The organism is Undibacterium hunanense, assembly GCF_014284335.1.
Taxonomy (GTDB): Bacteria; Pseudomonadota; Gammaproteobacteria; order Burkholderiales; family Burkholderiaceae_D; genus Undibacterium; species Undibacterium hunanense.
The window spans coordinates 520,996-545,304 of sequence record NZ_JACOGF010000003.1; the positions used below are offsets into that span (position 1 = coordinate 520,996).

General features: G+C 51.8%; 23 protein-coding genes. 12 read left to right on the forward strand and 11 right to left on the reverse strand.

All coding sequences use genetic code 11. The annotated features are described in order from the left end of the window. Positions 1-62: 62 nt before the first annotated feature. From H8L32_RS08385 to H8L32_RS08395, 3 genes are all read right to left on the reverse strand, one after another. Complete coding sequence (locus H8L32_RS08385; RefSeq protein WP_186946695.1) at positions 63-1,370, reverse strand: replication-associated recombination protein A; 1,308 nt, start codon at positions 1,368-1,370, stop codon at positions 63-65. Next, a complete protein-coding gene (gene lolA, locus H8L32_RS08390; RefSeq protein WP_186946696.1) occupies positions 1,371-2,024 on the reverse strand; it encodes an outer membrane lipoprotein chaperone LolA in 654 nt (217 codons plus the stop codon). Between the two features lie 65 nt (positions 2,025-2,089). Next, positions 2,090-4,426 carry a DNA translocase FtsK gene (locus H8L32_RS08395; protein WP_186946697.1) on the reverse strand — a complete coding sequence of 779 codons (2,337 nt, stop codon included), beginning with the start codon at positions 4,424-4,426 and terminating at the stop codon, positions 2,090-2,092. Positions 4,427-4,724: 298 nt separating this feature from the next. Here H8L32_RS08395 and trxB point away from each other — a divergent pair, with 298 nt between their 5' ends. Together trxB and H8L32_RS08405 are read left to right on the forward strand one after the other, a co-directional pair. Continuing rightward, positions 4,725-5,669, forward strand: coding sequence for a thioredoxin-disulfide reductase (gene trxB / locus H8L32_RS08400; RefSeq protein ID WP_186946698.1), 945 nt, complete (start codon positions 4,725-4,727; stop codon positions 5,667-5,669). A 27-nt stretch (positions 5,670-5,696) separates the two neighbouring features. Then, positions 5,697-6,332, forward strand: a complete 636-nt coding sequence (locus H8L32_RS08405; protein ID WP_186946699.1) for a Smr/MutS family protein — start codon at positions 5,697-5,699, stop codon at positions 6,330-6,332. 51 nt (positions 6,333-6,383) lie between these two features. On the opposite strand, the gene H8L32_RS08410 is transcribed toward H8L32_RS08405, so the two are convergent. From H8L32_RS08410 to H8L32_RS08420, 3 genes are all read right to left on the reverse strand, one after another. Then, positions 6,384-7,481, reverse strand: coding sequence for an ABC transporter substrate-binding protein (locus H8L32_RS08410; protein WP_230412131.1), 1,098 nt, complete (start codon positions 7,479-7,481; stop codon positions 6,384-6,386). 100 nt (positions 7,482-7,581) lie between these two features. Beyond that, the gene (locus tag H8L32_RS08415) at positions 7,582-7,920 is read right to left on the reverse strand and encodes a P-II family nitrogen regulator (protein ID WP_186946701.1); all 339 of its coding nucleotides are present in this window, start codon (positions 7,918-7,920) and stop codon (positions 7,582-7,584) included. Positions 7,921-8,040: 120 nt separating this feature from the next. Next, complete coding sequence (locus tag H8L32_RS08420; RefSeq protein ID WP_186946702.1) at positions 8,041-9,654, reverse strand: NAD+ synthase; 1,614 nt, start codon at positions 9,652-9,654, stop codon at positions 8,041-8,043. A gap of 26 nt (positions 9,655-9,680) precedes the next feature. Here H8L32_RS08420 and H8L32_RS08425 point away from each other — a divergent pair, with 26 nt between their 5' ends. Together H8L32_RS08425 and H8L32_RS08430 are read left to right on the forward strand one after the other, a co-directional pair. Next, a complete protein-coding gene (locus H8L32_RS08425) occupies positions 9,681-10,862 on the forward strand; it encodes a GNAT family N-acetyltransferase (protein WP_186946703.1) in 1,182 nt (393 codons plus the stop codon). A 31-nt stretch (positions 10,863-10,893) separates the two neighbouring features. Further along, a complete protein-coding gene (locus H8L32_RS08430; RefSeq protein WP_186946704.1) occupies positions 10,894-11,943 on the forward strand; it encodes a serine/threonine protein kinase in 1,050 nt (349 codons plus the stop codon). 108 nt (positions 11,944-12,051) lie between these two features. Here H8L32_RS08430 and ppa read toward each other — a convergent pair whose 3' ends face one another. The 5 genes from ppa to hemC form a co-directional block, all read right to left on the reverse strand. After that, positions 12,052-12,588, reverse strand: coding sequence for an inorganic diphosphatase (ppa, locus tag H8L32_RS08435; RefSeq protein ID WP_186946705.1), 537 nt, complete (start codon positions 12,586-12,588; stop codon positions 12,052-12,054). Positions 12,589-12,684: 96 nt separating this feature from the next. After that, entirely contained in the window at positions 12,685-13,881 is a 1,197-nt protein-coding gene (locus H8L32_RS08440) for a heme biosynthesis HemY N-terminal domain-containing protein (RefSeq protein WP_186946706.1), read from the reverse strand. A gap of 4 nt (positions 13,882-13,885) precedes the next feature. Then, complete coding sequence (locus H8L32_RS08445) at positions 13,886-15,058, reverse strand: uroporphyrinogen-III C-methyltransferase (RefSeq protein WP_186946707.1); 1,173 nt, start codon at positions 15,056-15,058, stop codon at positions 13,886-13,888. Beyond that, positions 15,055-15,852, reverse strand: a complete 798-nt coding sequence (locus H8L32_RS08450) for a uroporphyrinogen-III synthase (protein ID WP_186946708.1) — start codon at positions 15,850-15,852, stop codon at positions 15,055-15,057. Before H8L32_RS08450 ends, H8L32_RS08445 begins: the two co-directional genes overlap by 4 nt. Before the next feature lie 21 nt (positions 15,853-15,873). Next, complete coding sequence (gene hemC / locus H8L32_RS08455) at positions 15,874-16,833, reverse strand: hydroxymethylbilane synthase (protein ID WP_186946709.1); 960 nt, start codon at positions 16,831-16,833, stop codon at positions 15,874-15,876. Positions 16,834-17,196: 363 nt separating this feature from the next. Between hemC and trpS the strand changes: the two genes are divergently transcribed. The 8 genes from trpS (at position 17,197) to H8L32_RS08495 (ending at position 24,273) form a co-directional block, all read left to right on the forward strand. After that, complete coding sequence (gene trpS, locus H8L32_RS08460; RefSeq protein WP_186946710.1) at positions 17,197-18,216, forward strand: tryptophan--tRNA ligase; 1,020 nt, start codon at positions 17,197-17,199, stop codon at positions 18,214-18,216. A 53-nt stretch (positions 18,217-18,269) separates the two neighbouring features. Next, positions 18,270-19,496 carry a winged helix-turn-helix domain-containing protein gene (locus H8L32_RS08465; RefSeq protein WP_186946711.1) on the forward strand — a complete coding sequence of 409 codons (1,227 nt, stop codon included), beginning with the start codon at positions 18,270-18,272 and terminating at the stop codon, positions 19,494-19,496. Continuing rightward, positions 19,497-20,399, forward strand: coding sequence for a dienelactone hydrolase family protein (locus tag H8L32_RS08470; RefSeq protein WP_186946712.1), 903 nt, complete (start codon positions 19,497-19,499; stop codon positions 20,397-20,399). It begins immediately after the preceding gene. Between the two features lie 142 nt (positions 20,400-20,541). Next, positions 20,542-20,997, forward strand: coding sequence for a universal stress protein (locus tag H8L32_RS08475; protein ID WP_186946713.1), 456 nt, complete (start codon positions 20,542-20,544; stop codon positions 20,995-20,997). A 112-nt stretch (positions 20,998-21,109) separates the two neighbouring features. Next, the gene (locus H8L32_RS08480; protein WP_186946714.1) at positions 21,110-21,751 is read left to right on the forward strand and encodes a response regulator; all 642 of its coding nucleotides are present in this window, start codon (positions 21,110-21,112) and stop codon (positions 21,749-21,751) included. 211 nt (positions 21,752-21,962) lie between these two features. Continuing rightward, positions 21,963-22,346 (forward strand): response regulator, encoded by a 384-nt coding sequence (locus tag H8L32_RS08485; RefSeq protein WP_186946715.1) that lies wholly within the window; start codon positions 21,963-21,965, stop codon positions 22,344-22,346. A 25-nt stretch (positions 22,347-22,371) separates the two neighbouring features. Beyond that, the gene (locus tag H8L32_RS08490) at positions 22,372-23,289 is read left to right on the forward strand and encodes a helix-turn-helix domain-containing protein (protein ID WP_186946716.1); all 918 of its coding nucleotides are present in this window, start codon (positions 22,372-22,374) and stop codon (positions 23,287-23,289) included. A gap of 144 nt (positions 23,290-23,433) precedes the next feature. Then, complete coding sequence (locus H8L32_RS08495; protein ID WP_186946717.1) at positions 23,434-24,273, forward strand: universal stress protein; 840 nt, start codon at positions 23,434-23,436, stop codon at positions 24,271-24,273. Positions 24,274-24,309: the final 36 nt, after the last annotated feature.

The following is a 24,309-nucleotide window of genomic DNA, read 5'->3' on the forward strand; positions in this document are numbered from 1 at the left end:
TGTGGTACCACAGATAGATGCAACAACATCGGTTTGATACTGCAACGGCTACCAAAGGGTGGCTATTTAGCCTGATCATCCAGGCTGCGCAAATATGCGAGTTTTTCGGCTATTTTGATTTCCAGGCCGCGTGGGACCGGCTGGTACCATGATTCATTTTCCAGGCCTTCTGGAAGATAGGTTTCACCGGCGGCGTAGGCATCTGGTTCATCATGGGCATAGCGATACAATTTGCCATAGCCCAGTTCTTTCATGAGCTTGGTTGGCGCATTGCGTAAATGCTCGGGCACCATGCGTGACTTGTCCTTGGCGACCAGTGCGCGCACGGCGTTATAGGCTTTATAAACGGCATTCGATTTGGCGGCGCAGGCCAGATAAATGACGGCTTCTGCCAGGGCCAGTTCACCTTCGGGCGAGCCCAGTCTTTCATAGGTTTCTGCCGCATCCAGGCAAATGCGCAGGGCACGCGGATCGGCCAGACCTATATCTTCCGACGCCATGCGCACGATGCGCCTGGCCATGTAGCGTGGGTCGGCTCCGCCATCAAGCATGCGCACCAGCCAGTACAAGGCGGCATCAGGATTGGAACCACGCACCGATTTATGCAGGGCAGAAATCTGGTCATAAAAGGCATCGCCACCTTTGTCAAAGCGACGCAGCGCATCGCCCAGGCATTCCCCCAGCAAACCCTGGTCGACAGTATCGAGATGCTTGGCAACCGCTGCATGGGCAACGATGTCGAGATTGTTCAGCAATTTGCGACCATCGCCATCAGCACTCGATACCAGGCTGGCCATTGCTTCTGGTGTCAGTGTCAAGCCATCCAGTTCACGCTCGCAGGCGCGCACTACCATGGCTGTCAAATCTTCATCCGTCAGTGATTTCAATACATACACTGAGGCGCGCGACAGCAAGGCGCTATTGACTTCAAAAGAAGGATTTTCTGTGGTGGCACCGATAAAGGTGAACAGGCCGCTTTCCACATGTGGCAGGAAGGCATCTTGCTGGCTCTTGTTGAAACGATGCACTTCATCGACAAACAGGATGGTTCTGCGGTGTGAGGTTGCCTGCAATATCTGGGCACGTTCTACCGCCTCACGGATGTCCTTGATGCCCGACAATACCGCCGACAGGGCGATGAATTCACACAGGAAAGCATCTGCCATCAGGCGTGCCAGCGTGGTCTTGCCCACGCCTGGCGGCCCCCACAATATCATCGAATGTGGCTCGCCCGACTGGAAAGCCACGCGCAGCGGCTTGCCTTCGCCCAGGATATGCTGCTGGCCGATGACATCGTCCAGCGTAGCCGGACGCATGCGTTCAGCCAATGGTGCAGGTTTTTTGCGCGGATTGTTGTGCAGCGTATTCATTTACTGACGAAATACGTCGGCACCGGCGGGTACGACAAACTTGAACTGATCCGGTTTCAACGTCGGATTCTTTTCCAGATTCTTCAGGGTAAGTACAGAGAACTGGCCAAAGTTGTCGCGCAATTCCAGCGCCACAGGCAGGCCATCTTTCATGCCTATGCCTATATGTTCAAACTGTGTATCCTTGGCCTTGGGTGTGGCTTCCAGCCATTCCAGCCCCTGTTTATTGCCGACTTCCTTGAAGCTGAAGTTTTTATCCAGGTCGGCTGCACCGGCACTGCCAAACAGAATGGCTGCAGGGCTGGAACCCAGGGCATTACCCAAGGGGCGAATGGTGACCTGATTCAGGTCTTTATCGTAGATGTAGAGTTTATCGCCATCGGCCTGCAAAATTTGTTCATACGGTTTGACATACGCCCAGACAAACTTGCCAGGGCGGGCAAAGATAAAATTGCCGGTGGCTGTCTTGCTGATCTTGGAAACGCCATCGACCACTTTGACCTGCTGCTGCGTAAATTCACCCCTGGCGCTTTTGTTGTTGGTAACAAATGCCTTGAACTGTTCAACGGCGGCTGCCGATGCCAATGCAGGCACCAGCGCAAATGTCATCGCACCTGCCGCCAGTTTTGCCATCATGCTAGTGTGTTTCTTCACTGAGTATCCTGTTCTGCTGTTCTGCTGTTCTGCAATTTTTTCGCTATTCCGTCACTATTCTGCGCTTATTCCGTATTCCCGGCGGGAACCAGAATTTCGCGGTTACCATTCGATTGCATGGTAGATACGACACCGCTTTGCTCCATTTGTTCCAGCAAACGGGCGGCGCGATTGTAACCGATACGTAAATGTCTTTGCACCAGCGAAATGGAGGCGCGGCGGTTCTTAAGTACTACGGCCACTGCCTGATCATACAGGGCATCGGCTTCACCACCGCCTGCGCCTGCACTTTCGCCACCTGCCTCACCACCCTCTTCCAACGTGCCGCCTTCGAGTATGCCTTCGATGTAATTCGGTTCGCCCTGCGATTTTAAATATTCAACCACGCGATGCACTTCTTCATCGGATACGAAAGCACCGTGGACGCGAATAGGCAAGCCTGTGCCCGGTGGCATGTAGAGCATGTCACCCATACCAAGCAGTGCTTCCGCCCCCATCTGGTCAAGAATGGTGCGCGAGTCTATCTTGCTGCTGACCTGGAAGGCGATACGGGTAGGAATATTCGCCTTGATCAGCCCGGTAATCACGTCCACCGACGGCCTTTGTGTCGCCAGGATCAGATGCAGACCGGCTGCACGGGCTTTTTGCGCAATACGGGCAATCAGTTCCTCAACCTTTTTACCAACAACCATCATCAGATCAGCCAATTCGTCGATGATGATGACGATGGTAGGCAGTTTATCCAGCGGTTCTGGTGCATCGGGCGTCAGGCTGAAGGGATTGGGGATATGCACTTCCTTGCGTGCCGCTTCGGCAATCTTGGCGTTATAACCGGCCAGATTACGCACCCCCAGCTTGGACATCAGTTTGTAGCGACGTTCCATCTCGCCCACTGCCCAATTGAGAGCATGGCCAGCCTGACGCATATCGGTTACCACCGGTGCCAGCAAATGCGGTATGCCTTCGTACACCGACATTTCCAGCATTTTTGGATCGATCAAAATCATGCGTACGTCATTCGGATCTGACTTGTACAACAGCGACAGGATGGTGGCATTGATACCCACAGACTTACCGGAACCGGTAGTACCAGCCACCAGCAAATGCGGCATCTTGGCAAGGTCAGCACAGATGGGGTGACCGCCAATATCCTTACCCAAAGCCACGGTCAGGCTCGATGAACTATCGTTATAGACTTTGGAACCCAGTATTTCTGTCAGCCGCACGATCTGGCGTTTCGGGTTGGGTAATTCCAGGCCCATGAAATTTTTGCCGGGAATGGTTTCAACCACGCGTATTGATGTCAGCGACAGGGAACGCGCAAGGTCACGCGCCAGGTTGACGATCTGACTACCCTTGACACCGGTGGCCGGTTCAATTTCGTAACGGGTAACCACAGGGCCAGGATAGGCGGCAACCACTTTGGCATCGACACCAAAATCCGAGAGTTTTTTCTCTATCAGGCGACTGGTAAATTCCAGCGTCTGTACGCTCACAGTTTCCTGCACCGGTGGTGGCTCATCCAGCAGGGACAAAGGTGGCAGATTGGTATCCGGCAGTTCATTGAACAGAGATACCTGCTTTTCTTTTTCCACCCGTTCAGAACGCTGCACGGCAACCACTTGCGGTTCTATGCGTATTGGTGCGGCTTCGACGATCTTGGCCCGTTCCTGCACCACGACTTCTTCGCGCTTGACGGCGGCGGTCTGGCCGACGCGACGGTCTTCAGCATCTGCATGTTTGTTTTGCACGAAGACAAACACAAATTCAATGCCACTGCCTATGCGCTCAGCAATCGTCAGCCACGACACATGGAAATACAGGCTGATACCCAAAGCAATCATCAACAGCAGCAGCAGGGTCGCACCGGTAAAGCCTATGGTGGCAAAGGCGGCATTACCTATCAATTCACCCAGGACACCGCCAGGTGCCAGCGGCAAGGCGACTTTCAGGCTGTGCATCCGCAAAAACTCCAGGCCCATGCTACCGGCCAGCAGCAAGGCAAAACCGATGGCTTCAGCGAGGATTTCGGGGAAACCGACTTCCGGCTCAGGATCCGGGTTCAGTTTCACTCTTTGCGACAGCTTGTGATAAGACTTCCAGACCTGGCGACTGGCAGCGACACACCACCACCATGCAGAGACGCCAAATACATAGAACAAGACATCAGACAACCAGGCCCCGAACTTGCCGGCAATATTGTGTAACTTGGGAATGTCGATGGACCTGGACCAGCCAGGATCACGCGTTGAATAAGTGGCCAGTATCAGCACCAGGCAAACGCATAACGCAGCCAGCGCTATCCACCTGGCTTCCATCAACAACACGACAAAGCGGTTGGGTGGCGCGGCAGGTGCTGCGGGTTTATTGCTTCGCGTATAAGCTTCGTTACTTGTAGTCATAAAACGGGGAAAACCTCATCCAGACAGCCATCAAAAGCTGACAAGATAGCATGATAGCCTGTCTGCGCCAAACAAGTGGGCTGTAACAGTTGAAACAAAGTTGAGCTTCCAGAACTACACCCTACCCCAATGCTGCCTGACGACCCTGTCATGGATAGTCTATAATTTACAGTTATCACAGAATAGCGATGCAAAATCGGCAAAAATACTTGAAATTTGCATGAAAATCGCCATCTCTACTGCATATTAATCATCCAGCATTTCGCTTAATTCGCTTAACTTTTTTATCAGGTCTGCTATGTCCACACCCAAACACGCTCATGTACTAATTCTTGGCTCTGGCCCCGCAGGCTATTCTGCTGCCGTGTATGCAGCCCGTGCCAACCTGAAACCCGTGCTGATCACCGGTGTCGAGCAAGGTGGCCAACTGATGACCACCACCGATGTCGAAAACTGGCCCGCCGACCCTATGGGCGTGCAAGGGCCGGAATTGATGCAGCGTTTCCTGCAACACGCAGAGCGCTTCAATACCGAAATCATTTTTGATTACATCCACACCGCCAAGCTGGATGAAAAACCGATACGCCTGATCGGCGACCAGGCGCAATACACTTGTGATTCATTGATCATCGCCACCGGCGCATCAGCCCAATATCTGGGCCTGCCGTCTGAACAGGCTTTCATGGGCAAAGGCGTGTCTGCCTGTGCTACCTGTGACGGTTTCTTTTATCGCGGCAAGGAAGTAGCCGTCGTTGGTGGCGGCAATACAGCGGTTGAAGAAGCGCTGTACCTGTCGAATATCGCCAGCAAGGTGACAGTGATCCATAGGCGTGACAAGTTCCGTGCCGAAGCGATTCTGATCGATCGCCTGATGGCCAAGGTGGCTGAAGGCAAGATTGAAGTCAAATGGAACCATACGCTGGATGAAGTGGTGGGTGATGAATCCGGCGTGACCGGCATCAAGGTCAAGGCAGCCGACGGTACAGTTACCCCCATCACCCTGCATGGTGTGTTCATCGCGATTGGTCACAAGCCGAATACCAGCATTTTTGAAGGCCAGCTGGAAATGCATAACGGCTACATCAAGACACGCACCGGTACCGAAGGCATGGCAACGGCCACCAATGTACCAGGCGTGTTTGCTGCCGGTGATGTGCAGGATCATGTGTATCGCCAGGCCATCACCAGTGCAGGCACAGGTTGCATGGCGGCGCTGGATGCCCAGCGCTTCCTGGAAGAATAAGACCAGCCAGCTCAGGGAAAGTATCACATGTCGTCTTTTAAAAATCTTGCTGACCTGAAGTCACTCAGTCAGCAATTAAAGCAGCAGGAAGAAAGCCGGCAACGTGCAGAAGCAATACGTCTGGAGCGGGAAAAGAAAGCCAGAGAAGAGGCGAATATTTTTCGTTCCAGCGTGGGCACGATAGCGCCTCTGAAAATTGCTGCGAAACACAACCCGATACCAGCCCGCCCCGAGCCCCTGCCCTTTCAGCATCTGGCGGATGAGCAGGCGGCATTGCAGGAATCGTTGTCAGATGAATTCGATGCCGATTCGCTGCTGGAAACCGATGAGAATCTCAGCTACACCCGTACCGGTGTTGGCCAGGATGTCGTCAGAAAGCTCAGGAAAGGTCATTGGGTGATACAGGCCCAACTGGATCTGCACGGCTTGCGCCGCGATGAAGCCAGAGACAGCCTGGGAGAATTCTTGCGCAAGTGTATGCGCAATGGCACACGTTGCGTGCGCATTATCCATGGCAAGGGTTTGGGATCAGTCAACAAGGAACCCGTGCTCAAGCAAAAAGTCAGGAACTGGCTGATACAGAAAGATGAAGTATTGGCGTTCAGCCAGGCAACTGCGGCGGATGGTGGTTCTGGTGCCCTGATCGTATTGCTGAAATCCTGAACACCAGAGCATTGAGCCCAATACAACAAGGGCTCAATGTTGCAACACAGCTTAATTACGGAACTTCTTGTCTTTCGAAATAACGGTCATGTCAACATACTTGGAACCGTTATGATTGGAAGGCGAGAAGCTGATGTCATAGCCGCCAAGATCGTAGCTGCCACGATTGATCGTTTCCAGCGCAGACACCAGTTTTTCTCTGGTCAGTGCAGGCCCTGCACGTTTCAAACCTTCGACAAATACCTTGGCGGCGATATAACCTTCAAAGCTGGAAAAGTTCAGATTTTTGACGCCCGCCTTGTCCAGATTTTTGGTGTATTCGGCCACGAGTGGAATCGATCCTGACCATGGGAAGGGCGTCACCTGAGACACGACGACACCAACCCCATCTTTGTCCAGAGTATCAGCGAGTGCCTGGCTACCGACAAACGACACGTTGTAGAACATACCGGTGTAAGAAGCCTTGTGCATTTCCTTGATCAGTGCGCTGCTTGCCGCATAAGTACTGATCTGTATGATGGCATCGGGACGCTTGGGCAATAACTTGGCAACTGCTGCCGTCACGTCAGTACTGTTTCTTTCGACAGTGACTGTTTCGGAAAGCTGCAAATTCCTTTTCTTCATTGCCAGTTCAACACCGGCAAGACCTGCTTTGCCGTAGGCATCGTTCTGATAAAAGACGGCAATGCTTTTTGTTCCCAGATTGGCGAGCCGGTCTACCAGATGTTCGGTCTCGTCATAATAACTTGCGCGGACATGGAATATCTGGCGATTGAATGGCTCCCGCAGGGATTGGGCGCCAGTGAAGGGGGCAAAGAAAGGGACTTTTGCTTGTGAGAAAATCGGCAAGGCGGCATTGCTGGTTGCAGTACCTACATAACCAAACAAGGCAAAGACACCATCCGTTTCAATCAAAGCCTTGGTATTGGCAGCAGCAGTGTCTGCCTCATACTTGTCATCTTTCTGGATGATTTCAATCTTGCGACCATATACACCACCAGTCGAGTTAACCTGATCAAAATACGTCTTGGCACCCAGGTTCAACTGTATGCCAAGTTGTGCTGCTGGTCCGGAAAACGCAGCAGACTGGCCCAATAAAATCTTCCTGTCTGTGACACCGGTTTCTGCATGGGCATGTGCCATCGCCATCAGTACCAGTGCCACCCCAATTTTCGCTTTTACTTTTACTCTTGAAAAATCTGCAAATCCAAATTCTACTAACTGCTTTACTGTATTCAACTTCTTCATATTAAACCGCATCAGACCCCGTCTCGCCAGTACGAATTCGTATCACCTGCTCAACATTTTGTACAAAAATTTTGCCGTCACCAATCTTGCCGGTGTGGGCTGCCTTGATAATCGCATCTACAACATTGTCAGCAATGTTGTCATCGACGACGACTTCCACCTTGATCTTGGGCAGAAAATCGACGACGTATTCTGCGCCGCGATACAGTTCTGTATGCCCCTTTTGACGACCAAAGCCTTTTACCTCAACCACGGTCAATCCAGTGACGCCAACGTCTGCCAGAGCTTCACGTACTTCGTCGAGTTTGAACGGTTTGATAATAGCGGTAATCTGTTTCATTTCCCTCTCCTTAGTTAATACGAAATAATTTATCGTGCACCTTAACATTGAACTAACATGCCCGGCTCAGCCCTGAACTACGGGCATCGTCTTGCCCTCTGCTTCAATTATTACTGTCCACTAGTCTCTGAACTTCGAAGTAATAGGATAACGCCAGTCACGCCCAAAGGCGCGATGGGTAATCCTGATACCTATGGGCGCTTGACGCCGCTTGTATTCATTAATCTTGATGAGACGCGTGATGCGTTCTACGTCTTCCATCTTGTAGCCGGCAGCAACGATCTCTGCACGTGCCTTGTTTTCTTCCATGTACATGGCCATGATGCCATCCAGGATGTCATACGGCGGCAGTGAATCCTGATCCTTTTGATCAGGTCGCAATTCAGCTGACGGTGCCCTGGTCAATATCCGTTCGGGTATCACGGCTGACAGGGTATTGCGATAAGCACACAGGCGATACACCAGGGTTTTGGCAATATCCTTGATTACGGCAAAACCACCCGCCATGTCTCCATACAGGGTGCAGTAACCAACTGCCATTTCACTCTTGTTACCCGTCGTCAAAACGATGGAACCGTATTTGTTCGACAAAGCCATCAACAAGGTGCCACGTATCCTGGCCTGAATATTCTCTTCGGTCGTGTCTTCTTTCAGCCCGGCAAATTCTTTGCTGAGCGTAGAACGGAAAGCATCAAAACAGTCGCTGATGGCAATTTCATCATAGCGCACGCCAGTGCGTGCCACCATGTCGCGCGAATCTATCCACGAGATGTCCGCTGTGTATGGCGATGGCATCATGATTGCCCTGACTTTGTCCGCACCCAGCGCATCGACGGCTATCGCCAATACCAGTGCCGAATCCACACCACCCGACAAACCCAGCAAGACACTGGGGAAGCCATTCTTGCCGACATAATCACGCACCCCCATCACCAGCGCCTGATACACCTCGGCTTCCAGTGACAAAGCAGCTTCGATACGGGCTGGCAAGGGTTGCGCGCCATCAAATTCAATGACCTGCAAATCGGCTTCGCAATGTTTCAGTTGCGCCTGTAACTGGCCTTGTGCGTCCATGACAAAAGAATTGCCATCAAAAATCAGTTCATCCTGCCCGCCCACCAGGTTTGCGTACACCAGTGACAGACCTTGCGAGATCACATTGCTGCGCATCACGTCGTAACGCTGATGCTGCTTGCCCATATGATACGGTGAGCCGTTAGGCACCAGCAGGACTTGAGCTCCGGCCTGCCTGGCGAGAGCAGGTGCATCAGCTAGCCAGGTGTCTTCACAGATATTGATGCCAAAGCTGACACCTTTTACTTCAAATACGCAGGCCTGGGTCGACGATGAAAAATAACGTTTTTCATCAAACACCATGTCATTCGGTAAATCGCGCTTGAAATAGACCGCTTTGACGACACCATCTTGCAACACAGAAACAGCATTATACCGCCTGCCATCTGATTCCGCCGGATGTCCTACCAAAACAGCAAGTCCCGGAAATAGCGTAAGCTGCTTGCCAAGTGCTGTAATTGCTTGCGCAGTTTCAAGGTAAAACGCCTGTCGCAGTAACAAATCTTCAGGTGGATAACCAACCAGGGATAATTCTGGCGTTACAAGTATGTCGGTTCCCTGTTCCGCGGCGCGGCGGGCATACTCTACAATCTGTGCAGCATTACCGGCAAGATCACCGACAACACTATTCATCTGGGCAATGGCAACTTTTACTGTCATAGTGGCAAATCTGTTTTAAATCGAAAATGAAATTTGAATCTATTGCACCGCATTATCGCATGCGCATTGTCACTTCACTGTCTGACATAACGCAGTTTCAATGGGATACGCTGATTGCGGCACAATCGCATCGCAATCCGTTTTTATCTTATGCTTTTTTACATGCCCTGCATGAATCAGGCTCGGCATCGGCCAAAAGCGGGTGGCAACCCAGTTTCATCACCATCTGGGAAGCTGAACAACTGATCGCCGCCCTGCCCCTGTATGAAAAAAGCCATTCTTACGGCGAATATGTATTTGACTGGGCCTGGGCCGAAGCATATCAGCGCTACGGTTTTGCCTATTATCCCAAATTGCTGTCGGCAATACCATTCACCCCCGTTACCGGTAATCGCCTGCTGGCATCTACACCGGAAGCGCAGGATGCCTTGCTGACAGCCCTTTTGGAGCTGCAAAAAGCCGGTGAATTCTCATCCAGCCACCTGCTGTTCTTGCCGGAAGATCAGGCACAACGGCTGGGCGAAGCGGGTTATCAGTTACGCACGGGCGTGCAGTTCCATTGGGAAAACCGCGACTACCGCTGTTTTGACGATTTTCTGGATGGGCTGGACAAGAAGAAGCGCAAAAATATCCGTGCCGAACGCCGCAAGGTCAGCGACGCCGATATACAGTTTCAGCATATCAAAGGCAGCGCTATGCAGGAAGAAGACTGGCTATTCTTCAAACGCTGCTATGACCACACATACCGGGAACACCACTCTACCCCCTACCTGAACCTGGATTTTTTCTTGCGCATAGGAAAAACCATGCCGGAAAACATCCATTTGATTTTTGCCTTGCGATCAGGCAATAGAATTGCTGCCTCGCTCCTGGTTCATAACGAAGATACGGTGTATGGTCGCTATTGGGGCTGCCTGGAACATCACCCTTGCCTGCATTTTGAAACTGCCTATTACCAGGCGATAGAATTTTGCATACAGGAAAAAATTCGTATCTTTGAAGGCGGCGCCCAGGGTGAACACAAGATGGCGCGCGGCTTTTTGCCGACCCGGACCTGGTCAGCCCACCATTTAAGCCATCCAGATTTTGCAAATGCGGTATCGGAATTTCTTAAAAGGGAAACCGGTGGCGTTGAATTGTATTTCAACGAGCTCAACGAACACTCACCTTACAAATCTTCACAGTCTGATACGGGGGTACCTACTTGAAATTTTGCCTAGATCAGGGCATCCTGTTGCCATGCAAAATAATTTCATTTCCACACCGAACTTGCCTCCTGCCCAGTTACCGACTAAACGTGTTGGGCGCTTCTATCTGAGTGAAAGAATAGGTATGGGATCCAATGGTGCTGTCTACCTTGGACACGATCCTGTGATTGACCGTGATGTTGCGATCAAAATATTTAGCGCAGGCAATAATGCTGCCGACAAGAAACAGCGTGAACAACAGTTCATCAATGAAGCGCGCGCCGCAGGCAGGCTGTCTCATCCGAATATTGTGACGATTTTTGATGCTTCCAGTGAAGGTGGAACCACTTTCATCGCAATGGAATTTCTGCAAGGCAAAGATTTGCGGCATTTATTGGCCGATGGCAAGCAATTTGACATCATAGAAACCGCCAACATCATACAAAAAATTGCCGATGCACTGGAATATGCCCATGGCAATGGCGTGATACACCGGGATATCAAACCTGCCAATATCTTCGTCCTGCCCAGCCAGCAACCCAAGGTAGTCGATTTTGGTATTGCCCGTGCGCCCAACCGGGTACTTGATGAAACCAGGGAACAGGCACATACCCTGTTCAATAACAACATCATGGGTACGCCGAATTACATGTCGCCAGAACAGGCAAACGGCAAACAGGTCACGGCATTGACGGACGTGTATTCGCTAGGCGCCGTAATGTTTGAGATGCTGACCGGGCAAAAGCCTTTTCAGTCGCAGGATGTAGACAAATTATTGCAACAAATTGTAAGTAAGACACCTAAAAATCCATCGGAAATCAGCGCCAATATTCCTGATTCTTTGTCCAGAATCGTTATGAAGGCCATGCAAAAAGACCCTACTGCGCGCTATGAAAGTGCGGCCGAGATGTCGCTGGCGCTGGAAAAATTTCTTGAACGCGACAAAAAACTGAAACGCAAGCGCAAGAAACAGGGTAATGATACCGACAAGGAAGTCGACGCTGCAGGCCACTCAAATTCCTGGCTGAGCTGGGTTGCCGTGATCCTGGCAGTACTGGCAGTAGCAGGTTATTTCCTGAATAAATCACAGATGCTGCGCTAGTCGGCTGAAATAGCCAAAGCCATGGATCTGGCGCTGAAAAAAGCGCTGAAGGTTAACGAAAAAATGGGGCGATATCAATCGCCCCATTTTTTCTAAGCAGTAAGCAGATTAAGCTTCGGCTTTGTTGTAGTTTTCTACGCCAGCCATGATTTCGGCTTTAGCGTCATCCGGGCTACCCCAACCTTCAATTTTCACCCATTTGCCTGGTTCCAGATCTTTGTAATGTTCAAAGAAATGCTGGATCTGACGCAAGCGCAGATCATTCAGATCTTCTGGCTGTTGCCAGTGTGTGTAGATAGGCAAAATCTTGTCTACTGGCACTGCCAGTACTTTGGCATCATCGCCGCCTTCATCCTTCATTTTCAGGACGCCGATTGCGCGGCAACGCACCACCACGCCAGGGATCAGCGGGAAAGGTGTGATGACCAATACGTCTACCGGATCACCGTCACCGGCGATAGTGCGTGGAACATAACCGTAGTTGCAAGGATAATGCATGGCTGTGCCCATGAAACGATCCACGAAGATCGCGCCACTTTCCTTATCAACTTCATACTTGACCGGATCACCGTTCATTGGGATTTCGATAATGACGTTGAAATCATTAGGCAGATCACGACCTGCTGGGACTTTATTCAAGCTCATGTTGCACTTTCTGTATAAGTATCAATAGAAGAAATTAATCTGGGTGAGATTATATCGGCTTTCGACGCACAATTGTGCGTCGCAGCAGGCGCATGCTTACAGCATGGTGGCAATTGCACATTGGCGATAATGGCTGGCAGCTTCTTCTGCCTGGCCAAGCGCTTCATGCAACTGGGCCAGCTTCAGATTGGCTTCACGCACTGTACGCGGATCAACCGCATCCGACAGTGCCTGCTCCATATGTCGTTGTGCCTTACCCCACAATTTTTGTCTCAGACACAGTGTACCAAGTGTCAGTGCCAGTTCGGGGTCGGTAGGATGTTGCTCTGACCATTTTTCACAATGTTCAATTTGCGACAACAAGGCAGCCGAACCTTCTGACGCAGCGGCATCACGATAGGTACGCATCAGGCGTTCGTCCCAGTCTTCGCTCAGGGCTTTTTCAACTATGCCGCGTGCGTCATCAAACAAACCGTGGGAATTGAAGGCACTGGCAGCGACAAATGCAACAAAAGCCGATTTACGCTCTGCCTGCGGGATTTCAAACCATACCCGGCGTATCGATTCTGCATCATGCCCCTGATTGGTCAGCAAATCTTCGTACGCCAGTTCACGCAGGCGTTGCGACAGCGCTGGATGCAAGGCACGATGCTTGTCCAGGGTGCGCACCAGCTTCAAGACTTCCTGCCATTTTTGCGCTTGCTGATTGGCTTTCAATGCCCAGCGCAATACCTGGATATGGCGCACGCCACTGGAATTCAGTTCACGCACAGCTTCCAGCGCCTTGCCAGACTGATGCTGATCCACCAGCAATTCTGTCATGCTAACCAGACGCGCAACTTTAAAGTGCTGGTCAGCTTCGATACCGGAAAACCAGGAATCGCGACGTTCAAACTGGCTCATGTGATGGGCAGCACGGGCACCAATCAAGGATGCCACACTGGCATTTTCAGGCAATTCGGTAGCACGCATGGCAGCTTTTTCTGCATGGCCAAAACGCCCTTCAAACAAGGCTTTCAGGGCCTCACGCAAAGCCTTGTTGCTGTCTTTTTCTCGCTTGCTCTGGCGATACAGGGCAACCTTGCGCGGCAACTTGCGGGTAGTGACAATGGCCCGTATCACCAGGTACAAAAGCACAAACAGCACCAGCACCAGGAACAGGAAAAAATTCAATGACAGGTCTATCCGGTAAGGCGGATAAAACAAAACCACATTACCGGGGTTATAACGCGCACCGACAGCAAGACCTACGGCAAGCGCAAACAGAATCAGAAGCCGGATAAAAATTCGCATACTGTTAAGGCTTCACTTTATAGTTACGTACTGCATTCAGGCTCTCGGCCAGCGTCGGCATTTCTATCGACAGATTGCTGCCCTGCACCTGGCGCAACAAGGCCTGTACGGTCTGGGTCTGCTTGGCACGGGTATCGAAATATTTGGCGATGGCATCCTGGGCGGCAATCATGTCGCTCCTGAAAATACTTTCATTGCGCGACAACAGTGCCAGCCGCGCATTGAGCAATCTCAATTTCAGGTTTTCACGGGCAAAATACGATTGTGTCGGGGTCAGCAACAAGACATCAGGTGTTTCCACATTCCGCACGCGTATCAGTTGTCGTACCTCATTCCACATCTCGCTGGAAAAACTTTGCCAGGCATCCTGCAGGCGCATGGTCCAGGTATTCTCTACGATCTCTTCTACCGGTTGCTTCGCTGCTTTTGTACCTGGCAGCGATTTCGGCAACGATTTGGGCAAAACCCGCAAAGGCGCTTTCGGTGGCGTTGCAGAAACCACGGACTTTTCGTCTGCCCATAAAGGGATATGGTCTATCTGTGTAATCACGCTATCCAAACGCAGGGCCACGCCGGGCAAATCCAGCGCCGGCAGGGATTTCAGTCTTTCGATGTCTTTCGCAATCGCACGACGGATGGAGATGAATTGCGGTTTTTCTGATTTGGCCAGACGAGCATCGGCATTTTGCAAGGCGATCAGTGCGCCCTGTACATTGCCGGCCAGTTGTAATTGCTGGCTGGCGGTCGCCAATACCTGTTCGATTTCAGCCAGTGCCCAGTCATCGCGGTTCCTGGACAGGTCCTGATACAGCTGTTCCAGCGCCAGTTGCTGGCTTTGCGCCTCGGATTGCTTGCCTTCCAGCAGAATCACCTTGGATTGAATTTCCTTGGCGGTGTCCTGCACATTGCGCGCCAGCACCTTGGTTTCACTGCTATTGGTATCGGCACTCAGCAGGCGACGGGCGACTTCTTCCCGCAGACTGGTGATCTGGTTTTGCGATGACCACCAGTTAACCGCCAGCAGCACCGCCAAAACACCGGAAGCCAGGTAGGCCGGGCTACCCCAGGCCGTGGATCTGGTGTTTTCCTGTGGCGCAGGAATGATCGTCTGGCGAGCAGCTGGCTCGACAGGATTTGCCGTCAGTGCGGCTTCAGAATTTGGTTGCTGTTCACTCATAGCCGAGATTGTAACGCGACAAGCAGTTGTTCGTCGCCAGAAGCTGTTAAGGTAATAGATTGAAATCCCAGGGATTTCGCGGTTTCTTCAATACGGCTGTGCGGCACCAGCAATTGTTGCCGTTGCATTTTTGCCACGCCATCAGGCAAACCCAGTATATCAACATCATGCATCAGATTGCGCAATGCTTCAGAACTGGTGACAACCCACTGGTTTTCCTGCTCCAGTAAAAGCCGTAATTGCTGTGCCCTGCCCGCATCCAGTTGTGGTGCCACGCGCCTGTAAGCAGCCAGTTGTGTGACTTCGATACCGCGTGCGCGCAATGCATCGGCCAGTAATTCACGTCCGCTTTCGCCACGGACGATCAAGACTTTCTTGTCTTGCAGGGCGTTGCAGTCAAGTTCATCGAGCAAGGTTTCAGAATCGGTCTTCAGTCGATTGCGGGGCCGGATAATGGTCGCGGTCTGGTCATTCAAACCATATTCTGCCAGACGCAGGCGACTACCCTCGCCCATCACGGCAATCGGAATGTCTTTTGGATACTGGCTGATATGCCGAAAGAAGGCATCAATCGCATTCGGGCTGACAAAGGCCAGCAAGGCATAATCCTGCAAATGGGCGATTTCGGCGATCAAATGGCTTTCATCCGGCAAGGGCTGAATTTCCAGCAAGGGAAACAAGACACAGTCCCGCCCCATGGCCTGCAAGTGGCGCGCAAAGTCTTCTGCCTGAGCGGCAGGCCGGGTGATGATCACCGTCGCCCTGCCGTCGCCACTGCGATCAATGTGCTTCATATCGCCTTTGTGCAGAAATGATTATTCCGTGATCTGGGCTTTGCATACCGCCAGAATGCCTTCGGCATCCTGCGCCGACAAGGCCCTTGCCAGTTCTTGCCCCAGACTCAGTGCCTGGTCTGCGTCACCCGACGCTTCTGCGCGTGCAATACGGCTGCCATCGGGCGTTGCAACCATGCCGCGAATGAACATTTTGCCCTGGCTGACTGTCGCAAACGCCGCCAGCGGGATTTGACAACTACCGCCAAATGCCTTGGATACCGTACGTTCTGCAGTCACCGCCTGGTCAGTTTCAGTATGGTTCAAAGCAGCCAGCATGGCTTGCAGCTCTGGACGGTTGTCCGGTATCTCTATCGCCATTGCACCCTGGCCTGCGGCTGGCAGACTCTGTTCTGGATCCAGGCAGGCACGTATTCTTTCTGGCAAGCCCAGACGTTTGAGACCGGCTGCGGCCAGGATAATGGCAGCGTATTCGCCACTATCAAGCTTGCGCAGACGGGTGTCCAGGTTGCCACGCAAGGGACGGATGACCAGATGCGGAAAACGTGCCGCAATCAGTGCCTGGCGTCGCAGGCTGCTGGTACCAACCACCGCGCCGGCAGGCAGGCTGTCGAGACCGGCATAATCATTCGAGACGAATGCATCCCTTGGGTCTTCGCGCTCCAGTATCGCAGCCAGGGCAAAGCCCTCCGGCAAATCCATGGGTACATCTTTGAGCGAATGCACGGCCAGGTCAGCACGGCCTTCGGCCATGGCGACTTCCAGTTCTTTCACAAACAAGCCTTTGCCGCCGACTTTTGACAGCGCCCTGTCCAGAATCTGGTCGCCGCGTGTGGTCATTCCCAGTATTTCTACCTGCCAGTCAGGGTACAGGGCGATCAGGCGATCGCGTACATGTTCAGCCTGCCACATCGCCAGACGGCTCTCACGTGAGGCAATAATCAATTTTTTAGCGCTAAGGTTGGTCACTGAGCTGGTCATTGAGCTGGTCAAAATAAGGCTACTTTCAACTGTGTAAAAATGAACCGCGATTTTATCATTTTGGGAAATGACTTTATAAGTAATTCAGATGACAACATGATAGTTTTAAGTAAATTAAAGCAAAATTTGGCATATATTTGGCATGCATCAAGCACGGAAAGCGGATGAATCTGGTCAAACTTGACACATCCAGCCTGAAAACGGCATCATAGCCACAAAACACGCCTATATACGCCTTGATATACGTCATGCCGCTCATGATACAGCGGCATTTTTTACGCATTAACGTATACTTGGTCCCTGCGCATTTTCACGGCATTATTTCATCGCATTACTTCACAGCACCAACCAACTGGATTTAGCATGCTCCCTGGTACCGAAAACAAAAAACACCTGATCTTGACTGGCGATCGCCCTACCGGCCCCCTGCACCTTGGCCATTTTGTAGGCAGTCTGCGTAACCGCGTCAAATTCCAGCATCAGTATGAACAATACATCATGCTGGCCGATGCCCAGGCATTGACCGACAATATGGAAAACCCGGCCAAAGTCCATGACAATGTCATGGAAGTGGCGCTTGATTATCTGGCCGTTGGCATAGACCCTGCCAAGTCAACGATACTGATACAGTCACAAATTCCTGAACTGACAGAATTGACTTTCTATTACCTGAACCTGGTCACTGTGGCACGTCTGGAACGCAATCCAACCATCAAGCAAGAGATCGTCTTGCGCAATTTTGAGCGGGACATCCCGGCTGGTTTTCTGACTTATCCGGTCAGCCAGGCTGCCGATATCAGTGCCTTCAAGGCCAGCCTGGTGCCGGTCGGTGAAGACCAGATACCGATGATAGAACAGACCAATGAAATCGTGCGTCGCTTCAATCGCCTGGCAAATAAAGACATACTGGTGGAATGCCAGGCGCTGGTGCCTGAAATTGGCCGCCTGCCAGGTGTTGATGGCAAGGCCAAGATGAGCAAGTCACTGGGCAATGTCATCAACCTGGGTTTCACACCTGCCGAAATCAAGGCAGCGGTACGCAATGTCTACACTGACCCGCTGCATCTGCGTGTGGCTGACCCTGGCCATCTGGAAGGCAATGTCGCCTTTATCTACCTTGATGCTTTCGATGAAGACAAAGCCGGTCTGCAAGAAATGAAAGACCATTACGTACGCGGCGGCCTGGGTGACAGCATCGTCAAGGCACGTCTGGAAGGTATCTTGCAGGATTTGCTGAAACCAATACGCGAACGCCGTGAAGAATTTGCCAAAGACCGTGGCCAGGTTTTGCAAATACTGAAAGACGGTACACGCAAGGCACGCGAAATCGCTGCGCAAACGACCGATGAAGTCAGGGCAGCCATCGGCCTGAAACACTTCTGATCTACGGGGGATTCGAACCCCCGGTTCTATTTGTTATCTTGGGTGAAAACTTTATGAGCGTAGCTGATTTCCATCTGTCACTCAGTTCCGCTCGTGCCCTGCATCTGGCCGCACAGGGCCTGTTGAATCCTGCGCCACGCAAGGCTGGCAAACAGGATGTGCTTACCTGCATACGCAATATGTCGGCGTTACAGATTGACACTATCAGCGTGGTTGCGCGCAGCCCCTATCTGGTGCTGTGGAGCCGCCTGGGCAATTATCCGCATGCGTGGCTGCATGAATTACTGGAAGAAGGCCATCTGTTCGAATACTGGTCGCATGAAGCCTGCTTCTTGCCGATAGAAGACTACGGCCTGTACCGGCATCAGATGGTGTCACCACAGGGTCTGGGCTGGAAATACAATCACAAATGGCTGAAAGAAAATGCTGCGCAGGTGGAAACCGTCCGTCAGCATATCCATGCAAATGGTGCCAGCCGCTCGGCAGACTTTGAACGTACCGATGGTAAAAGCGGGGGCTGGTGGGAATGGAAACCGGAAAAACGCTCGCTTGAAGTCTTGTTCACCACCGGTGAAGTAATGGTCGCCAAACGTCATAATTTCCAGCGCATTTATGACCTGCGTGAACGCGTGCACCCCAAATGGAATGACAAAAAGCATCTGAAACCCGTCCTGCATTGCGAACGCACCCAGATCTTGCAATCAGTCCGCGCCCTGGGCATCTGCAAGGCAAACTGGATCAGCGATTATTTCCGCATGGGCAAACCCGATATCAGCAACCAGCCAGCACAACTGGTCAAAGAAGGCTTGCTGATACCTGCCACGGTGGATCAGCACGATACGCTGTTTTATGTACATCCGGATCGCCTGAATTTGCTGAAACAGGCAAGTGAAAATAAACTGAAAGCCACGGCAACCCGCATCCTGTCGCCTTTCGACCCAATAGTCTGGGATAGAAAACGCGCCATAGACCTGTTTGATTTTGATTACAAGCTTGAATGCTATACGCCAGCGCCGAAACGGCGCTATGGCTATTTCACCCTGCCCATCTTGCGCAAGGGTACCCTGATAGGACGCATGGACGCCAAGGCTCACCGCAAGGAAGGTATACTGGAAGTCAAGGCCCTGCATCTGGAGCCGGGGGTGCGTGTTTCGCAGAGCCTGGCAAACGACCTGGCAAAAACCTTGCGCGAATTCGCCCTCTGGCATGAATGCAATGATATCCAGCTGACATGGAGTAATTCGCCAGAGTTGACTCCCTTACTACAGGGCTTGATTTAAATGTATACACGATTCGCATTATTAATCGGCCTGCTGTTGGCCAGCAGCATGGCAACGGCCCTGGATGAACCAGAGAAAGTCAGCTTCCCCAGCCTGGATCAGCAAAATGGACAGACAGTCCAACTGGATGCCCTGTGGTTTCGTGCCAGCAGCAATGTTGCCACTACTGTCACTACGGCCACTACTGCCACCGTCATCGCCCTGCATGGTTGCGGTGGCCTGTACAGCACCCGCAAGGGGCACGAACAGGAACTGAATGCCAGGCACAACAATATGGCCAGGTTATTGCAGGAAAATGGCTACAACGTGCTGATGCCGGACAGTTTTCGTCCACGTGGCGTGAACAGCATCTGTAGCAGCACCTACAAAAGCCGTGACATCAGCACCAATAACCGTCGCCTGGATGTGCAGGCTGCCTTGCAATGGCTGGGCAGGCAAACTACCGTTGATACAAAAAACATTGCCCTTCTGGGCTGGTCAAACGGTGGTTCTACCACCCTGAATGCCCTGAATACAGCCAACAAGGCAGCAGGCAAGGATGATATTTACCCCAGGGCGGCAGTGGCTTTTTATCCTGGTTGCCAGGGCTACCTGAAAGCACGTCCCGCTTATCGCCTGGCATCCCCCTTGTTGATACTGATCGGTGCCGAAGATGACTGGACACCTGCCGCTCCCTGCGTGAGTTTTGAAAAAATGCTCGCACCCTCACCTGTCAAGGTGCGTGTCTTTGCCGACAGTTATCATGATTTTGATGCCCCCGACCTGCCGCTACGCAAACGCATGGATGTGCCGAATGGCGTGCATCCGGGACAGGGAGTGACGACAGGCAGCAATCCTGAAGCCAAAGAACTTGCCTACAAGGAAATGCTGCTGTTTCTTAAACAGCAGTTGAATGCAAAGTAAATGCGCAACGCGTACACAATGCGTACGCAAGCAGTGCCTGGCAATTGCTGAATAATTCATCAAATCCCTTGTTTGAAATCAAAGCCGGTGCAACAATCAGAAAGCATACTGGCTTCAGGTTCAACGATGAAAGGCAAGGGATATGTACTCCAGGATATTGTTACCCACCGACGGTTCCGAACTGTCACACGCCTGTGTCACTGCCGGGCTAGAATTTGCGCAACAATTGAAGGCCGAAGTCGTCGCCGTATTCGTCGCCAGCAATTATCAATATCCACTGTACGTCGACATCGTACCGCCCAATGGCCCGACTGAAGATGAATACAGAGAAGCCATGCAGGCCATGGCTGAAAACTATCTGCAACCTGTCAGGGAAGCCGCAGCAGCAGCCGGACTGGCCTACCAGGAAGTCATACAATTCAACGACTCTACCGCCAGGGAAATCGTTCATACCGCGCAGGAATACGGATGCGACCTGATCTTCATGGGTTCGCATGGCAGAAGCGGCCTGGGCCAGTTCCTGCTGGGCAGCGTCACTACCAAAGTATTGTCGCTGTGCCTGATTCCGGTTTTGGTACACCGTATCAAACATCACTGAATGCCTGTCACTGAGCCCGCGCCAGCGAGTGCTTGCAGTACAATAGCGTTTCACCTTGCCCAGGCACAACACCTGGCAAGCTTCAACATGATTAACGCCTTGTACAAAAACGATGACCCGTATTCTGATTGCTGACGACCATACCATCATGCGCGAGGGCCTGAAGCGCATACTGGAAGGGATAGAAGATATCCAGGTCATCGGCGAAGCCGTTGACGGCTTTGATACCCTGGAAAAAGTCCGCACCTTGGAATTTGATGTCTTGCTGATGGACTTGTCCATGCCAGGTCGCAGCGGTGTGGACCTGATACGCCAGATCAAGGATGAATACCCAAAACTGCCGATACTGATACTGACCATGCATGAGGAAGAACAGTATGCCGTCAGAGCCATACGCGCCGGCGCACGTGGCTATCTGACCAAGGAAAGCGCAGGCACACAACTGGTTACGGCCCTGCGCAAGGTGGCATCAGGCCGCCCGTATATCAGTATAGAAGTGGCCGAACAGCTGGCCATGAGCGCCATGCCTGCCGATGACAGCCAGCCACACACCTCTCTGTCTGACCGTGAATTTGAGGTATTCAGCCATCTGGTCAAGGGAAAATCGATTACTGAAATTGGTGAGCTCCTGCATCTGAGCGTCAAAACCGTCAGCACCCACAAGACCAGAATCATGCAAAAAATGAATATGAATAATCTGTCTGACCTGGTGCAATATGCAGTAGCCCACCACCTGCTGCAACCGCAAGCCTGAGTATCTCCGCGCAGCCGGTGCTGCGCTTTCCCCAGCATTACCCCTCCTCCCTACCTCCTTGCACTGCCCCAATTCTGGATTAGGAATATTCCTACACGTCCGGCTGTAAATCTGACACTTTGAATCAGCATTGGCTGATTTAAATCAAGATCCATGTTCACGATAATAGAGGCTAAGCAAACACAGCATCAATAACAGCCAACTCCACATCATGAACCTGTACATCGTAGAAGACTCAGCTCTGATTCAACAGCGTCTGATCCAATTCATAGAAGAAGTTCCAGGCATACACGTGGTCGGCGTGGCAGGCGACATCAGCCATGCCTTGCAGGGCATCCTGGATGAACATGCAGATGCCATGATTCTCGATATCCAGCTGGCAGACGGTAACGGCTTGCAGCTATTGAAGAACATCAAACAAAGCAAACCAGAGATCAAGGTCGTGGTGCTGACCAATCACGCAACCGAAGACAACCGTGTACACGCAATGCGTGCCGGTGCAGACGGTTTTCTCGACAAATCCACCGACTTCGGTCTGCTTCAAAACTATCTGCTGCGCTGGCAGCATCCGAATTCAAATCATCAAATCAACTAATATCGTTTACCTTAAGGGGATCACCATGACTACAGCAGCGCTCACTACCGGCAGGACCAGTCAACCCACGCGACCTGTCAAAAGCAGCTTTCCCGCCATTGCGAATGAAGCTGGCTGGCGTTGCCATGGCAACCTGTGGTCGAATCTGCAGGAAGTCTGCGAGCTCTTGCGCATCCCTGCCCCGGCAGCATCCGCTGATGAAGAACAATTGTTCCAACACGTGCGCTTCAAGGCTGGTCAAAGAGTGCACACCATAGGCCAGGATTTTGAAACCCTGTACATCGTCAATTCAGGTTTCCTGAAAACCGTGTTGATCGACGAATATGGCAATGAGCAAGTGCTGAGCTTTCCCATGAAAGGTGATTTGCTGGGCATCGACGGTATCCATAACCAGCATCACGCTTCCGAAGCAGTAGCACTGTCTGACTGCGACATCATTTTGCTGCCATATAAAACTTTTTCTGCCCTGGGTCGTAGCTATGCCGAACTGGAACAAGCCATGTTCAGCGTCATGAGCCGTGAACTGGTGCGTGAACAGTTGATGATAGGTATGCTCAGCGCCCTCAGCGCCGAAGCCAAGGTAGCGCGCTTCCTGACCAGCCTGGGTGAACGCTTCAGCCAACTCGGTTATTCTGGCAAATCATTCAATCTGCGCATGACCAGACATGAAATCGGCAGCTATCTGGGCCTGACGCTGGAAACCGTCAGCCGCACTCTGTCTGCCTTCAATGAACTGGGCCTGATCAGTGTCGACCAGCGCCAGATAGCGCTGCTGGACATTCATGCACTGAAAACCCTGCGTCGCTTGCCGCCCGCCAGGGCGCGGATCAAAATAAGTGAGAAAATCAGTGAGAAAGTCAGCGAAAAAGTCAGTGAAAAGGTGTCCGCCCTGGTTGGCAAGAATCTATTACCGCAATGGAACAAAGAGGTTGCCGTTGTCTGAAATTAGTATAAGCTTGAATTGTACATATGATACGTTTGTCGGTAAATATGCTGTCTGATGCACTTATTTTCAGCAGATATATTGCCGATCAACATGATGATGGCTTGATGTTTTTCCACGATAGTTCAATCAAGGAGTACAGACATGACATATAAAACCATACTGGTGCATGTAGACGAGTCAGAAAGATCCAATTTTCGTGTGCAAATGGCAGCAGAAATTGCCAGGGCGAATGACGCACACCTGATAGGCACCGCTGTCACTGGCGTATCCCGTTTCATCTATCAGGATGGCAATATCAGTGCGAACGATCCGAATCTGACCATCCACCTCAAGTACCTGCGGGAAAGGGCAGAAAAAGCCATTGCCAGCTTCAACAAACAAGTCGAATCGGCGGGCATCAATTCTTATGAAAGCGTGATCGCCAACGATGAAGCTGGTGGTGGCATAGGCTTGCAGGCTCGTTACAGCGATCTGTTGATCATCGGACAGACCAATCGTGATGAACCATCCCCCTCTGTCCTGTCGGATTTTCCTGAATACCTGATCATGAATTCTGGCCGGCCAGTACTGATCATTCCCTACGTCGGTGATTTCACCTCCATAGGCAAACGTCCGCTGATCGCCTGGGATGCCAGTCGCGAAGCAACACGCGCCATCACTGATGCAATTCCGTTGTTGAAGCGCGCCGAACTGGTACAGGTTGCCGTGTTCAATGCCAAGTCTGTACCTGATGCGCATGGTGAACAGCCAGGCGGCGATATTGCCCTGTACCTGGCAAGGCATGGTATCAAGGTAGAAGTATCGGTCCACAAAACCAATACCGATATTGGCAATGCCCTGCTGTCGCTGGCACATGATGTCGACAGTGACATGCTGGTCATGGGTGGTTATGGCCATTCACGCTTCCGTGAAATGATCATGGGCGGCGTCACCAGAACCATACTTGAAAGCATGACCGTACCCGTGCTGATGTCACACTAAACAGGTCAGCCTGCTTGCCACCCAGTGGACGATAAC